The following is a 14,652-nucleotide window of genomic DNA, read 5'->3' as shown; positions in this document are numbered from 1 at the left end:
GTAACAGAATCGGCCTATAGCCGGATGGCTCCCGTCGGCATGTCCTGCGCCAGCGCCTCGGGCGCCTCGTCGACGATCAGCGAGCCGCGAAGCACCGGGGTGATCACGACGAGCGACTCCACGACCTCGAGCCCGTCGTGCCCCGCGACCGCCGGTCCCGTGAGGAAGTCGTAGAACGCGTCGGCATCGGTCACCAGCACGTTCATGAGCAGCTGCGAGGTGCCCGTCGTCGCCACGATGAACTTCACCTCCGGAGCCGCGGCCAGAGCCGTGCCCACCTTCTCCAGCCGGTCCATCGGCACGCGCAGCCACACGAGAGCCTCCAGGCCCAGCCCGAACAGGCTCGGCACGATCTCGGTGCGCGGATGCATCAGGCCGCGCCGGTTCAGCGACTCCATGCGGCGCCGGGTCGTGGTCACGTTGAGGCCCAGGGCGCGGGCGAGCTGCGCCACCGGCATCCGCCCGTCCTTCAGCAGCAGCCGGATCAGCGCCTCCTCGTCGGCGCTCAGCGCATCGGCCGGATCGACCTCCGAGCCCGACGACTCGTCGAGCATGCGCACCTGCTCGTCGGTCAGCACGCCCACCCGCCAGTCGTGCCCCGAGCGGAAGAACTTCAGCACCGTGGTGACGTTGATCGACGCGATGCCGTCGACCTCCGGGAAATCGGTGAACAGCAGCTCGCGGATCGACGCGTCGTCGTGGGGGAGCAGCATGCCCGCGATGTCGCTGCTGCCCTCCAGGACCGACACCGAGGAGGCGTCGGTGCGCCGCGCGAGGGTGCGGGCGACGTGCCACAGCGCGTGCGGCTCGGTCGTGATGCGGAACAGCACGGCCCGGGCGTGCAGCACCCTCGCCGGGTCGACGTAGGTGGAGACCCGTACGAGGCCGCGGTCGAGCAGACGCTGTCCACGGCGGGCGACCGTGCGCTCCGGCAGGTCGATGGCGCGCGCGATCTCACCCCACGACGCCCGCCCGTTCACCTGTAGGGCCGCGGCCACGATCCGGTCGGTCTCGTCGGCCATCACATCGTTCGCGGGCACGGGTTCTCCTTCGCGGGTTCGGGCACGTGAAGGTTATCCCAGGACCACGACGCGCGAAGGCGCCGCCGGAGCCGAAGCCCCGGCGGCGCCCTCGGTCACGCGGGCGGCTACTCCGCCTCGGTGGACTCCGCCGTCGAGGCCTCCGTCGCCAGCGCACGACGGCGGCGCAGCGCGAACAGGCCGAGGCCCGCGGCGAGCAGCACGACCGCGGCGACGATGTACGGCACGCTGTCGGCACCGGTCGTCGCGAGATCGCCGTCGCTCGCGCCGCCCGAGCCGCCCTGGCCCGGGGTGGTCGCCCCGCCGCCCGCGGCCGAGGTCACGGTGAGCGCGGCCGTGACCTCGGTGCCGTCCGGCAGGATCACGGCGAGTGTGTGCGCACCGGCCGGGGTGGCCGCGGGGATCGTGACGGTGCGGGAGAAGGACCCGTCGGCCGCGGCCGTCACCGTGCCCAGCGACACCGGGTCGCTGCGGAGCTCCAGCTGCAGCTCGGCACCCGCCGCGAAGCCGCTGCCTGAGACCGTGACCGTGCCGCCCGCCGCGACCGTGGTCGCGCCCAGCTCGACGGACGCGGGCTGCTCGGGCTCCGGCTCCTCGGTCACCGGGGGAGTGACCCCGGCCTCGGTCACCCACTTCTCGCCCGCGTCGGACTTGGTCACCGTGAACGTGTCGTACACGGCTCCCACGGGCAGGTCGGTCGACGCGGACGCCGTCTTCTCCGCCAGGTACGACCGGTACACGAGCTGGTTCTTCGACACGTCGATCACCTGGTACGTGGTCACGCCCTCGCCGCGCAGCACCTGGGTGGCGCCGTTGTTGGTCCAGACGTTCTTCTCCGGCGTCTCCAGGTCGTAGTGCTTCGCGCCCGAGTTCGACACCACGTACACGGGGCCCGTGGTGAGGCCGGGGGTGTCGGTCGCGTCGGTGTTCACGTAGCCGCGGGCGTACGTGTGGTCGTGGCCCATCAGCACCAGGTCGATGTCGTTGCGCTGGAACACGGGCAGCCACTCGGCACGCAGCACCGGCTCGTCACGGCCGGCCGACGCCGAGAACACCGGCTGGTGGAAGGTCACGACGTTCCACTTCGACGGGCTGTTCTGCAGCAGCAGGTCGAGCCACGCCGCCTGGAACCGCGTCCACAGCGTGCCGATCTGCGACGACGGGCAGTCCGCGCCCGAGCACGACGGGAGGCCGGCCGGGGTGAGGAAGGTCGTGTCGCGCGTCGCGTTCAGCGTGATGAAGCGCACGCCCTGGTAGTCGGTGTAGTACGCGGTCTCCGCGGCGAACGCGCTCCAGTGCTCGAAGAACGCGCGGTACTGCTGCGCCACGGGGGAGTCGCCCTTCGCGAGGTCGGCCAGGGCGCCGATCGAGCTCATCGAGGGGTTGTTGTGCGGGTACTCGAAGGCGGCCTTCCACGCCGTGAGCAGCTTGTCGCCGGAGTACTCGTGGTTGCCGGGGGCCGCCATCACGTTGGTGCGGACGGCCGAGTCCTGCATGCCCTTGAACCAGTTGAGCCACTCGTTCTCGTTGCTCGACGTGTTGATCAGGTCGCCCGCGTGCACGGAGCCGATGGAGCGCGGTGCGTTCGCCTCGGCCTGCTTCACGACGCTCGGCCACGTGGTGTCCAGACCGATCTGGGCGTCGCCGTAGTACAGGAACTGGAAGTCGGTGGCGTTCGGGTCGGCCGTGCGGAAGGTGAACCAGTCGCTCCAGCTGCCGGGGAGACCCACGCGGTAGCGGTACTCCGTCGCCGGGGTGAGTCCGGTCACGGTGGCCGAGAAGTGCTTGTTCGGGTTGCCGTTCACGACCACCGCGTCGTACGCGTCGACGACGCGCGTCTCACCGCCGGCCGCCGCGCCGATCTCGACCTGTCCGACCGTGTGCGAGGCGTCACCCGCGAGCCACGAGAACGACTGCGACACCTCGGGCCGCTCGGTCGGGGTGAGGATCACGCGCGTGGGCGGGGCGATCACCGGGGTGCCGGGGTCGGACGCGGGCACGAGCGTGAGCGACGACATGTCGAAGTAGATGTCGGAGCTGGTGGCGCGGTCCTGGAACAGCGACACCGCGATGGTGTTGGTGCCGTCGTGCAGCAGTGCGCCCTCGGCGCTGAACGTGCTGGTGAGCGGGTCGCCGTTGGAGTCGCCCGCGTACTCGACGTTGGTGGTGTCGGTGATGCGGCCGTCGACGTAGCGCGCGACCTCCGTGCCGTTGATCCACACGACGAGCGCGTCGTCGTAGGTGACGGTGCTCTGCAGGGCTGCGACCTGCTCGGCGACGCCGGCCCCGAGCTCGAACGTGGTGCGGAAGAAGTACGTCGGGACCGTGGGCGCCTTCACCCCGTCGAGGTAGTGGTTCAGGAGCGTCTTCGGCGTCTGCGGCCCGACAGCGCCGAGCTTGCCGTTCTTCGCGCCGAAGCTGCCCGGAGCGGTCTTCCAGGCGCTGTCGTCGAAGGCGGGCAGGGTCCAGTCGCGCAGGGCGGCCGGGGCGGGCGACGGGTCGGTGCCGTCGTCGAGATAGTGCCAGGCGGTGTCGCCGGTGATGAGCGAGCCGGTGGGCACCTCGGGGTCGGGTGCGGCGAGGGCCGCGGGAGCGACGACGGCGCCGCCGAGCACGGCGAGCAGCGCGACGGACGTGAGTCCGCGACGCCGCCACCGCACCGCAGGGGTGGGGGAGGTCATGTCAGTCCTTCGTGGGTGGGGTTCCGTGCTCAGCCGCACGGGGCCCGTCCAGCCCATCGAAGCCGGATGACCGTCACCTGACGCCGAGACGACGGGGAGGTGAACGCGGGCGCCCCGGTACGCTGGAACCCATGCTCAACATGGCCGACGGCCTCGCCCGTCTCGGCGCGCTCGCCGAGAATCCCGTCGTCCGCACCCTCGCGCAGGCGTTCGCCGAGGCCGGGTTCGAGCTCGCCGTCGTGGGCGGACCGGTGCGCGACGCCCTGCTCGGCCGGGAGACGCACGACCTCGACTTCACCACGAACGCCTCGCCCGACCAGATCCTCGCGATCGTGAAGCCCGTGGCCTCGGCGCACTGGGACATCGGTCGAGCGTTCGGAACGATCGGCGCGCGCGTGCAGGGCGAGCAGGTCGAGATCACGACGTACCGCGCCGACAGCTACGACGGGGTCACCCGCAAGCCCACGGTCGAGTTCGGCGACACGATCGACGGCGACCTCGTGCGGCGCGACTTCACCGTGAACGCGATGGCCCTCCAGGTGCCGGCGGTGAAGCTGATCGACCCGACCGGAGGCGTGGAGGATCTGGTGGCCGGGGTCCTCCGCACGCCCGCCGACCCGCGGGTGTCGTTCGGCGACGACCCGTTGCGCATGCTGCGGGCCGCCCGCTTCAGCGCCCAGCTCGGCTTCCGCGTCGACGACGACACCGCCGCCGCGATCACCGAGCTCCGCGAGACCCTGGCGATCGTCAGCCCCGAGCGCATCCAGTCCGAGCTCGTGCGGCTGATGCAGACCGACGACCCCGTGCGCGGCATCCGCGTGCTGGTCGACACCGGCCTTATCGAGGAGTTCCTGCCCGAGGTCAGCGAGCTGCGCCTCGAGGTCGACGAGCACCACCACCACAAAGACGTGTACGAGCACTCGCTCACGGTGCTGCGCCAGGCGATCGCGCTGGAGCACACCCGGCACCCCGGCGCCGCGCCCGACGTGCCGCTGCGCATCGCCGCCCTCCTGCACGACATCGGCAAGCCGCGCACCCGCAAGCTCGAACCGGGCGGGGCCGTGACCTTCCACCACCACGACGTGGTCGGCGCGCGCATGGCCCGCAAGCGCCTGCAGGCCCTGCGCTTCGACACCGCCACGACCGACGCCGTCGCCGCCCTGATCGAGCTGCACCTGCGGTTCTTCGGCTACGCGGAGGGCACCTGGACGGACGCGGCCGTGCGCCGGTACGTGCGCGACGCGGGCGACCTGCTGGAGCGCCTCCACATCCTCACCAGGGCCGACGTGACCACGCGCAACAAGCGCAAAGCCGCCCGGCTCTCCGCGGCCTACGACGACATCGAGTCGCGCATCTCGGCGCTGCGCGAGCAGGAGGAGCTCGACGCGATCCGCCCGGAGCTCGACGGCAACCGCATCCAGGAGGTGCTGGGCATCCGCCCGGGCCGCGAGGTGGGCGAGGCGTACAAGTTCCTGCTCGACCTGCGCCTCGACGAGGGCGTGCTCGGGCCGGAGGTCGCCGAGCAGCGCCTGCGCGAATGGTGGGCCGCCCGCGGCTGACCGCCCCTCCCCACGCGGGGCTCAGTGCAGCGGCGGACCCACGACTGCGGCACTGTCCGGCGGCAGCGTGAGCAGGCCGTCCGCGCGCGTGTGGGCTCCGGTCGACACGAGCTCCACCGCCTCGTCCGCGACCGCGAAGACCGCCCGGGCGGGGGAGAGGTTCACCAGCACCGACAGCGCCCCCCGGTCGATGCGGTACACGCGATGCTCCGGGCGGCCGTCGGTGGCGCGCACCTCGACCCTCGCGTGCGTCGTGTCGGGCTCCGTCAGCTCCGGCCGCTCCCGGCGCAGTCGCGCGAGGTCGCGGTACAGACGCAGCAGTCGCGTGTGCTCCGGTCGCTCGACCTCCGCCCAGTCCAGGTGCGAGCGGGCGAAGGTGCCGGGGTCCTGCGGGTCGGGCACCGCCGCCGGATCCCACCCCATGCGCGCGAACTCGGCCGTGCGGCCCTCGGCGACCGCGCGGCCCAGCTCCGGCTCCGGGTGCGAGGTGAAGAACTGCCAGGGCGTGGTCGCCCCCCACTCCTCGCCCATGAACAGCATGGGCGTGCCCGGGGCCGTGAGCGTGAGCACCGCGGCGACCGCGAGGCGATCGGGCGGGAGCGTGGCGGAGAGCCGGTCGCCCGCCGCCCTGTTCCCGACCTGGTCGTGATCCTGCGCGAAGGTCACCAGCCGCCACGACGGGACCTCGGGCGGGATCGGCGCTCCGTGCGGGCGGTCGCGGAACGTGGAGAACGTGCCGTCGTGGAAGAAGCCCCGGTCGGTGACCTTCGCCACGGCCTCCGGCGATGCGAAGTCCTCGTAGTAGCCCGTGGTCTCGCCGGTGAGCGCGACGTGCACCGCGTGGTGCCAGTCGTCCGACCACTGCGCGGTGAGCCCGTACCCTCCGGCCTCGCGCGGCAGGATCAGCGTCGGGTCGTTGAGGTCGGACTCGGCGATCAGCGTGAGCGGCCGGTTCTGCTGCGCCGACAGCGCGTCGACCCGCTCCGACAGCTCGCGCAGCAGATGCACGGGCCGGGTGTCGTGCAGGGCGTGCACGGCGTCGAGCCGCAGGCCGTCGACGTGGAAGTCGCGCAGCCACATCAGGGCGTTGTCGATGATGTACGCCCGCACGGCCGGCTCGTCGAGGTCGACCGAGTCGCCCCACGTGGTGCTGTCGCCCTCGCGCAGGTACGGACCGAACAGGGGCAGGTAGTTGCCGCTCGGGCCGAGGTGGTTGTACACGACGTCCTGCACCACGGCGAGGCCCCGGGCGTGCGCGGCGTCCACGAAGCGCTGATACGCCGCCGGGCCGCCGTACTCCTCGTGCACCGCGAACCAGAGCACGCCGTCGTAGCCCCAGTTCCACCGCCCGTTGACGGCGTTCACGGGCAGCAGCTCGACGTGGGTCACGCCGAGCTCCACCAGATGGTCCAGCCGGGCGACCGCCGCGTCGAGCGTGCCCTCGGGTGTGAACGTGCCCAGGTGCAGCTCGTAGATCAGCCCGCCCGCGAGCTGCCTCCCGGTCCAGTCGCTGTCGGTCCACGCGAACGCGGCGGGGTCGAACGCGGCCGAGGCCTCGTGCACGCCGCCCGGCTGCCGCCGCGACCGGGGGTCGGGGCGCAGGTGGTCGTCGTCGTCGATCAGGAAGCCGTAGCGCTCGCCGTCCGCCAGGATGCCGTCGCCCCGCCACCAGCCGTCGGCCGCAGCCGTGAGCTCCGTGTCGGTCGCGGTGCCGTCGGCCGCGAGCCGACGCAGCCGCATCCGCCGTGCCCGCGGAGCCCACACCTCCATCACGACCGTATCCCCCTCACCGCGCGAGCTCGATGAGCGCCACGGGATACGTGTCCAGCAGCTCGGCCAGCCGCACGGGCCCCGGGGCGATGCGGCGCCCGGTCAGCAGGTCGGTCCCGGGGATGTCCGGCCGCATCATCACGGTGTCGCCCCAGCCGCCGCGCCGCGCGAGGCCCACGGGCAACCGCGTCGCGATCGCGGTCGCCCCGCCGCGGTGCACCGCGACGGCATGCGCGGCGGCCGCCCCCTCGACCACGGCCGGGCGGTAGAAGCGGAACAGCTCCGGGTTGTCGCGGCGCAGGCGCAGCGCCCGGGAGGTGACCAGGAGCTTCGCGGCGCCGGAGTCGTCGATCGGCGGGAGGATGCCGCGGGCGACCTCGGCATCCAGCTCCCTCAGCATCCGCGCCCGCAGCGCGAAGTCGACCGGACGACGGTTGTCGGGGTCGACCAGCGACAGGTCCCACAGCTCGGAGCCCTGATACACGTCGGGCACGCCGGGGCCGGTGAGCTGCAGCAGCTTGGCGGCGAGCGAGTTCGAGCGGCCATGGCCCGCGATCTCCGCGACGAAGCGGTCGAGGATCGGGGCGGCGTCGCCCTCGACGGCCTGGGCGACGGCCGCGAGACCCTCCTCGAACGCGGCGTCGGGGCGCTGCCAGGTGGTGCGCTCCGCCGCCTCGCGCGCGGCCTTGGTGGCGTACGCCAGCAGACGCTCGGACGGGATCGGCCAGGCGCCGACCGCGGCCTGCCACAGCAGGGCGTCGAGCGGACCGTGGCCCGTGGTCGCCACGGCGCGCAGCTCCTCCAGCACCTCGGCCCATCGCTCCGGGACCTCGGACAGCACCGCGAGCCGCGCCCGGACGTCTTCCGAGCGCTTGGTGTCGTGCGTGGAGAGCGTGGTCATCGAGTACGGCCAGGCGGCGAGCCGGGCCCGCTGCGCCTCGTGGAACTCCTCGACCGTGACCGCGGGGATCGACGGGTCGGCCCCGACCTCCGTGAGCGTGCCCAGCCGCGTGTACCGGTAGAACGCGGTGTCCTCCACGCCCTTCGCCATGACAGCGCCGGTCACCTGGGGGAACCGCTGCGCGACCTCCAGCGACGTGTCCCTCAGCAGGGGTTCGAGCTCGGTGAACGCCGCGTCGAGGTCGGGCCGCCGCCGCCGCGCCTCCGCGAACGCCGCGCGCAGGTGCTCGCTGCCCTCCGGCAGATAGGCGCGATACACCGGGAAGCACGCGACCAGCTCGGCGAGGGCGTCGTCGGCGTGCACGATGCCGCGCGGCAGGGTGCGCACCAGGCGCCGCACCTCCGCGACCAGCAGGGTGTCCGCGATCATCCGCTTCGTGTCGTGGATCAGGTCGGGCCACGCCGGCGCGGGCGGAAGCCCCGTCTCGGCGCGCAGTCGTGCGTCCAGGCGGTCGAGTGCGGCCACGCCGTCGCGGTCGACGAACAGCCGGTCCAGCTCGGCCAGCGCGTCGTATCCCGTGGTGCCGTCCGTGCGCCACCAGGCCGGCAGCGCCTCGCCCGGCTCGAGGATCTTCTCCACGAGGGTGTACGCGCGACCGGTCGCGTCGGCCAGCTGCTCCAGGTAGCCGCCCGGGTCGACCAGGCCGTCCGGGTGGTCGACGCGGAGCCCGTCCGCGAGGCCCTCGCGCAGCCAGCGCAGGATCTCGCGGTGCGAGTCGGCGAACACGTCCGGCAGTTCCACGCGCACCCCGGCCAGCTCGGACACGGCGAAGAAGCGCCGGTAGGTGAGGTCGGTGTTCTGGTCCTCCCAGTACCGCAGCTCGTAGTGCTGGGCGGCGAGCAGTCGCGGCAGGTCGTCCGCGAGCGCGGTGGTGCCGGGGGCGAGGGGCAGCTCGTGCTCGAAGTAGCGCAGCACGCCGTCGGGGGCGTCGGCGGCCGGGGTCGCGTCGACCACGAGCTCGCCGTTCGCGCGGGCCTCGTCGGGCGCGGAGCCGAGCAGCGGCAGCAGGATCCGTCCGCCGCCGGCCGCCCAGTCGATGTCGAAGGCCGCCGCGCGCCTGGTCTGCCGCCCGAGCCGCAGCACCTCCCACCACCACGGGTTCTGTCGCGGCACCGCGACGCCCACGTGGTTGGGCACGATGTCGACCAGCACGCCCAGCCCCGCGTCGTGCGCGGCCGCGGCGAAGCGCTCGAGACCGGCCTCGCCGCCGCGGTCCGCGTCCACGCGGGTGTGGTCGACCACGTCGTACCCGTGGGTGGAGCCGTGCACGGCCGCGAGCAGCGGCGAGACGTACACCCACGAGGCCCCGAGGTCGGCGAGGTACGGCGCGAGCTCGGCCGCCGCGTCGAGCGGGAGATCCCGGCTGATCTGCAGGCGGTACGTCGACAGTGGCCGTCGGGTCATGCGTCGGCCTGCTCGCTCTGCGAGCGGAGCGAGGCGTCCACGGAGTCGTCGGTCGCGAGGGGTTCGCCGTCGATCTCGCGCAGCACGATCATGGCCTTGCCCTCCAGCGGGATCGCGGCGCGGGCATCGAGCGGACGGGTGTCGTCGATCTCGCCGGCGGTGTCGACGGCCACCGACCACTCGCGGCCGTGGCGTTCGTCGGGCAGCACCAGCTCGACGGGTTCGTCTCCGCTGTTGAAGTACACCAGGAAGTTCACGTCCTCCACCGGGCGGCCGCGGCGGTCGTTCTCGCGGATGCCGCGGCCGTTGAGGAACATCCCCACCGAGCGTCCGAAGCCCGAGTCCCAGTCCTCCGGTGCCATCGGGCCGCCATCGGGCCGCAGCCAGACGACATCCGGGATCCGCTCGCCGTCGTCCGCGCTCGCCGGTCGCCCGTCGAAGAAGCGGCTGCGGCGGAAGGTCGGGTGCTCGCGCCGGAGTCGTGCGACCGCGGCGGTGAACTCCACGAGCGGCAGGTCGGCGGCGTCCCAGTCGATCCAGGTGAGCTCGTTGTCCTGCGCGTAGCCGTTGTTGTTGCCGTGCTGCGTGCGCCCCAGCTCGTCGCCGTGCGAGATCATCGGCACGCCCTGCGACAGCAGCAGCGTGGCGAGGAAGTTGCGCTGCTGGCGCGCTCGCCGCCGGTTCACCTCGACGTCGTCGGTCGGGCCCTCGACGCCGTTGTTGTCGGAGCGGTTGTGCGATTCGCCGTCGTTGTTGTCCTCGCCGTTGTCCTCGTTGTGCTTGTCGTTGTACGACACGAGGTCGCGCAGCGTGAAGCCGTCGTGCGCGGTGACGAAGTTGATCGACGCGACCGGCCGCCGTCCGGAGTGCTCGTACAGGTCGGCCGATCCGGTGAGCCGGGCCGCGAACTCGCCCAGCGCCTGCGGTTCGCCGCGCCAGAAGTCGCGCACGGTGTCGCGGTACTTGCCGTTCCACTCCGACCACTGCGGCGGGAAGTTGCCCACCTGATAGCCGCCGGGCCCCACGTCCCACGGCTCGGCGATCAGCTTGACCTGCGACACCACCGGATCCTGCTGCACGAGCTCGAAGAACGCGGCGAGGCGGTCGACGTCGTAGAACTCGCGGGCGAGCGTGGAGGCGAGGTCGAAGCGGAACCCGTCGACGTGCATCTCCGTGACCCAGTAGCGCAGCGAGTCCATGAGCAGTTGCAGGGCGTGCGGGTTGCCGGCGTTGAGGCTGTTCCCGGTGCCGGTGTAGTCGGTGTAGTAGCGGCGGTCCTCTTCCAGGCGGTAGTACGCCTCGTTGTCGATCCCGCGCATCGAGAGGGTGGGCCCGAGGTGGTTGCCCTCGGCGGTGTGGTTGTAGACCACGTCGAGGATGACCTCGATGCCGGCCTCGTGCAGGGTGCGCACCATGGCGCGGAATTCCTGCACCTGCTGGCCGTGCTGACCGGTCGCCGAATAGGCGTTGTGCGGGGCGAAGAACCCGAGGGTGTTGTAGCCCCAGTAGTTCGACAGACCCTTGTCCTGCAGCACCGAGTCGTTGACGAACTGGTGCACGGGCATGAGCTCCAGCGCGGTGACGCCGAGGCGCTGCAGGTGCTCGACGACGGCGGGGTGGGCGATGCCGGCGTAGGTGCCGCGCAGCTCCTCCGGGATCTCGGGGTGACGCTGGGTGAGGCCCTTCACGTGCGCCTCGTAGATCACGGTCTCGGCGTACGGGGTCTTGAGGCGACGGTCGCCCGCCCACTCGAAGAACGGGTTGATCACGACGCCCTTCACCATCGCGGCGGCGGAGTCGTCGTCGTTGCGGGAGTCGGGGTCGCCGAAGTCGTAGCCGAACAGCGACTGCCCCCAGTCGATGTCGCCGGCGACGGCCTTGGCGTAGGGGTCGAGCAGCAGCTTGTTCGGGTTGAAGCGCCGACCCTGCGCGGGGTCGTGCGGGCCGTGCACGCGATAACCGTACAGCTGCCCCGGCTGCACGGTGGGCAGGTAGCCGTGCCACACGTACGCGTCGACCTCGGTGAGCGGCACCCGGGTCTCGGTGCCGTCGTCGTCGAACAGGCAGAGCTCCACGCTCTCCGCGCCCTCGCTGAAGAGGGCGAAGTTGGTGCCCTGTCCGTCGAACGTCGCGCCCAGCGGGTAGGCCTCGCCCGGCCAGATCTCGCGGCTCATCCGGCGAGGGCGTGGTGGCGCGAACCGGCGGCCATGGCGCTGACGATGCCGACGGCGTGGTCGAACTCGTAGACCTGCGCGACCTCGACGGCGCGCGCATAGGGGTGACCGAGGTAGCAGACGTAGAGGGGCGGCACGACGTCAATGTAACCCACGGGCGAGGCGGGGTCGACGACATATCTGTCGAAGTCGATCCGCTCGCAGGACTGCTCAGCGGCACCGGCGGACGGAGGCGTCTGCGTGCGCTGCGGGGAGCCAGTGGGGATGGGGGTCTCGACGTTCATGGCGTCTCTCCTGACTCGTGGGTGTGACCTCACGATAGGAAGCGGGACGGATTCGGAGAACGCCATTGCCAGGGCGGCCGGGAGGGGGTATGGGACCCGCCCTCCGGGCCGCCGGGCGCTCAGTTCTCGCGGCGCCTCTCGAATTCCGAGAACACGACGCCGGACTCGTACGCGGTCGTCTCCACGGCGTCGAACCGCTCGGGGCGATACGGGCGCTCGCCGAAGAGGGGGATGCCCGAGCCGAAGAGGAGCGGCTGGCGTTTGAGCACGAGCCGGTCGATCTCGTCGGCGAGGGTGGCCGCGAGGGCGCCGCCTCCGCACAGCCAGATCGCACCGCCGTCCTCCTGCTTGAGCCGGCGAACGACCTCGACCGGGTCTTCCGCCGTCACCTCCAGGTTCTCGGCCTCGGCCGTGTGCGCGCGGCTGAACACGATCTGGCGCAGGTGCCGGTACGGGCTCGGCAGGCCGCCCACCTGATAGGTGTTCCAGCCCATCAGCACGGTGTCGAACACGTCGTTGCGCTGCTCGATGCCCAGCGCCTCGGCGGCGACCGTGGGGATCGTGTCGGCGAACCGGGCGTTGATGCCGTCCATGTGGTCGCCCTCGACGAGGAAGGCGTCGAACTTTCCGCCCGGGCCGGCGATGAAGCCGTCGAGCGTGACGGCCACGTAGTACACGAGTTCTCGCATGATTCTCCAATCACTACATCTGTCGCGGTTGAGACTACAACAGCCGTAGTGATTGCGCTAGGGTCGAGGCATGGTCAAGAACGAGTCGCGTCGCCGCGTGATCGCCGACGCCGGGCTGACGGTGCTGGCCCGCGAGGGCTCGCGCGGACTCACCCACCGGGCCGTCGACGTCGAGGCGCAGGTGCCCACCGGGACCACGTCGAACTACTTCCGCAGCCGCGAGGCCCTGATCGAAGGACTCGTCGACCGCATCGGGGAACGGCTCGCTCCGACCCCCGAGGATCTGGAGCGTCGCGCCGCCGGCACCCCCGGCCCCGCGCTGTTCGCCGACTACGTGCGCGACATCGTGCGTCGGCTCACCGGCGACCGCGACGTGACGCTCGCCCTGTTCGAGCTGCGCCTGGAGAGCGCCCGGCGCCCCGAGCTCGCGGCCGTGCTCGGCGCGTGGCAGCGCGCGGGCTTCGACGCCGACGTGGCCTTCAACACCGCGGCGGGCCTGCCCGGCGGACGCGCGGAGATCGCCCTGTTCCACTACGCGATCGACGGCCTCCTGCTCGACCGCCTCACCACCCCGATCGACCCCGACGCCTCGACCGATGCCGTGATCGACGCCCTGGTCGCGGGCCTGCTCCGCTGAGCCTTCGAGCCCCTGCCCGGGAGGAGTCCCGCGGGGGCGCGAGGCGATATTCCGCCGCAGGTCCAACGCTCCTACACTGAGGGCACGCCCGTTCTCGACGAAGGAGATCGCGTGTCTGCACCGTGGCAGGGAACCCACGGGTCTCTCCCCGAGGCCCCGCGCCTGCTCGTCGAGCGTGCGCACGAGGAGCTGATCGCCGGGAACCTCGACGACCGCCGCCTGCAGGAGGTGCGCCCGCTCGTCCGGGAGTCGTGGGAGCGGTCATGGCGGGGTCGCGTCGGACCGGAAGGGCTTCCGCCGCTCGACCTGCACGCCGAGGAGCTGGAGGAGTACCGCCTCGCGCATCCGCTCGCCTCCGCGATGGACCTGATCCGTGCCCTGCTGCTGCCGGGCTCCTCGGAGGACTCCGGGGTCGTGATCGCCGTCGGCGACCAGGCCGGGCGGCTGCTGTGGATCGAGGGCGACGCGCAGCTGCGCTCGCTCACCGACGGCATGGGCTTCGTGGCGGGGGCGAACTGGTCGGAGGCCGCCGTGGGCACCAGCGCACCGGGCACCGCGCTCGCCCTCGGGCAGTCGGTGCAGATCCGCGGCGCCGAGCACTACAACCGGCTCGTGCACCCGTGGTCGTGCAGCGCGGCGCCCGTGCGCGACCCGGAGACCCAGCGGGTGCTCGGCGTGATCGACATCACCGGCGGCGCCGAGGTCGTCACCCCGCAGGCCCGGCTGCTCGTTGACGCGACCGCCCGTGCCGTCGAGTCCGAGCTGATGGTGGCCCGGCTGCGGCGGCGCGCCGAATCCCCGCGCGGCCGTCCCTCCCCGAAGCCCCGAGCGACGGCGACCGCCCGCGCGCGGCTGCACGTGCTCGGCCGCGACCGCGCGCGGCTGGAGACGGAGTCCGCGCACGAGGAGGCGGTGATCGAGCTGAGCGCGCGGCACGCCGCCATCCTCCTGATGCTCGCGGTGCACCGGCAGGGGCTCTCCGCCGAACGGCTGTGCGAGCTGGTGTACGGGCCCGACGTGTCGCCCGACACCCTGCGCCCGGAGATGGTGCGGCTGCGGAAGGTGCTGGAGCGCGCGGCTCCCGACCTGGTGCCCGAGTCCCGCCCGTACCGGCTGCCCGTGCCGCTCGAGACCGACGCCCACGACGTGCTGTCGCTGCTCGACCGCGGCGCCCACCGCGTCGCGCTCACCGCCTACCGCGGCGCCGTGCTGCCCGAGTCGACCTCACCGGGCGTGGAGGAGTTCCGCGACACCGTGCGCGCGGCGCTCCGGGAGGCGATGCTGTCGGAGGCGAGTCTCGACGTGCTGCTCGCGTACGCGGACATCCCCGAGGGGCGGGAAGACGCGGAGGTGCTGCGGCTCGCGCTGGAGATGCTGCCCGCGCGCTCGCCGCGGCGGGCGGGCCTGGTCACCCGCATCGAACGCGCTGTCGGTGGCCCCGCGTAGCGTCCGG

General features: G+C 72.4%; 10 protein-coding genes. 3 read left to right on the top strand and 7 right to left on the bottom strand.

All coding sequences use genetic code 11. The features are described 5' to 3' along the window. Positions 1-14: 14 nt before the first annotated feature. Positions 15-1,040 carry an Lrp/AsnC family transcriptional regulator gene (locus KZC56_RS05135; RefSeq protein WP_136045693.1) on the bottom strand — a complete coding sequence of 342 codons (1,026 nt, stop codon included), beginning with the start codon at positions 1,038-1,040 and terminating at the stop codon, positions 15-17. Between the two features lie 107 nt (positions 1,041-1,147). Then, a complete protein-coding gene (locus KZC56_RS05130; RefSeq protein WP_247638027.1) occupies positions 1,148-3,721 on the bottom strand; it encodes a purple acid phosphatase family protein in 2,574 nt (857 codons plus the stop codon). 131 nt (positions 3,722-3,852) lie between these two features. Here KZC56_RS05130 and KZC56_RS05125 point away from each other — a divergent pair, with 131 nt between their 5' ends. Beyond that, positions 3,853-5,280: a CCA tRNA nucleotidyltransferase gene (locus KZC56_RS05125; RefSeq protein ID WP_247638026.1), complete on the top strand. Its 1,428-nt coding sequence runs from the start codon at positions 3,853-3,855 to the stop codon at positions 5,278-5,280. A 21-nt stretch (positions 5,281-5,301) separates the two neighbouring features. Here the strand turns inward: KZC56_RS05125 and treZ are convergent, their stop codons facing one another. The 5 genes from treZ to KZC56_RS05100 form a co-directional block, all read right to left on the bottom strand. Next, positions 5,302-7,050, bottom strand: a complete 1,749-nt coding sequence (gene treZ, locus KZC56_RS05120) for a malto-oligosyltrehalose trehalohydrolase (RefSeq protein WP_247638859.1) — start codon at positions 7,048-7,050, stop codon at positions 5,302-5,304. A 16-nt stretch (positions 7,051-7,066) separates the two neighbouring features. Further along, the gene (gene treY, locus KZC56_RS05115) at positions 7,067-9,415 is read right to left on the bottom strand and encodes a malto-oligosyltrehalose synthase (RefSeq protein WP_247638025.1); all 2,349 of its coding nucleotides are present in this window, start codon (positions 9,413-9,415) and stop codon (positions 7,067-7,069) included. Beyond that, positions 9,412-11,589 carry a glycogen debranching protein GlgX gene (glgX, locus tag KZC56_RS05110; RefSeq protein WP_206252175.1) on the bottom strand — a complete coding sequence of 726 codons (2,178 nt, stop codon included), beginning with the start codon at positions 11,587-11,589 and terminating at the stop codon, positions 9,412-9,414. The genes treY and glgX overlap by 4 nt, the downstream gene beginning before the upstream one ends. Next, the gene (locus tag KZC56_RS05105; RefSeq protein WP_136033824.1) at positions 11,586-11,873 is read right to left on the bottom strand and encodes a hypothetical protein; all 288 of its coding nucleotides are present in this window, start codon (positions 11,871-11,873) and stop codon (positions 11,586-11,588) included. Before KZC56_RS05105 ends, glgX begins: the two co-directional genes overlap by 4 nt. A gap of 119 nt (positions 11,874-11,992) precedes the next feature. Continuing rightward, positions 11,993-12,562 carry a dihydrofolate reductase family protein gene (locus KZC56_RS05100; protein ID WP_247638024.1) on the bottom strand — a complete coding sequence of 190 codons (570 nt, stop codon included), beginning with the start codon at positions 12,560-12,562 and terminating at the stop codon, positions 11,993-11,995. A gap of 70 nt (positions 12,563-12,632) precedes the next feature. Between KZC56_RS05100 and KZC56_RS05095 the strand changes: the two genes are divergently transcribed. Beyond that, complete coding sequence (locus tag KZC56_RS05095) at positions 12,633-13,199, top strand: TetR/AcrR family transcriptional regulator (protein ID WP_247638023.1); 567 nt, start codon at positions 12,633-12,635, stop codon at positions 13,197-13,199. 111 nt (positions 13,200-13,310) lie between these two features. Further along, positions 13,311-14,645, top strand: coding sequence for a GAF domain-containing protein (locus KZC56_RS05090; RefSeq protein ID WP_247638022.1), 1,335 nt, complete (start codon positions 13,311-13,313; stop codon positions 14,643-14,645). Positions 14,646-14,652: the final 7 nt, after the last annotated feature.

The sequence above is a fragment of the Microbacterium sufflavum genome (assembly GCF_023091155.1).
Classification (GTDB): Bacteria; Actinomycetota; Actinomycetes; order Actinomycetales; family Microbacteriaceae; genus Microbacterium; species Microbacterium sufflavum.
Note: the sequence above shows the minus strand (reverse complement) of the source record. Positions and strands in the feature narration are given on the sequence as shown.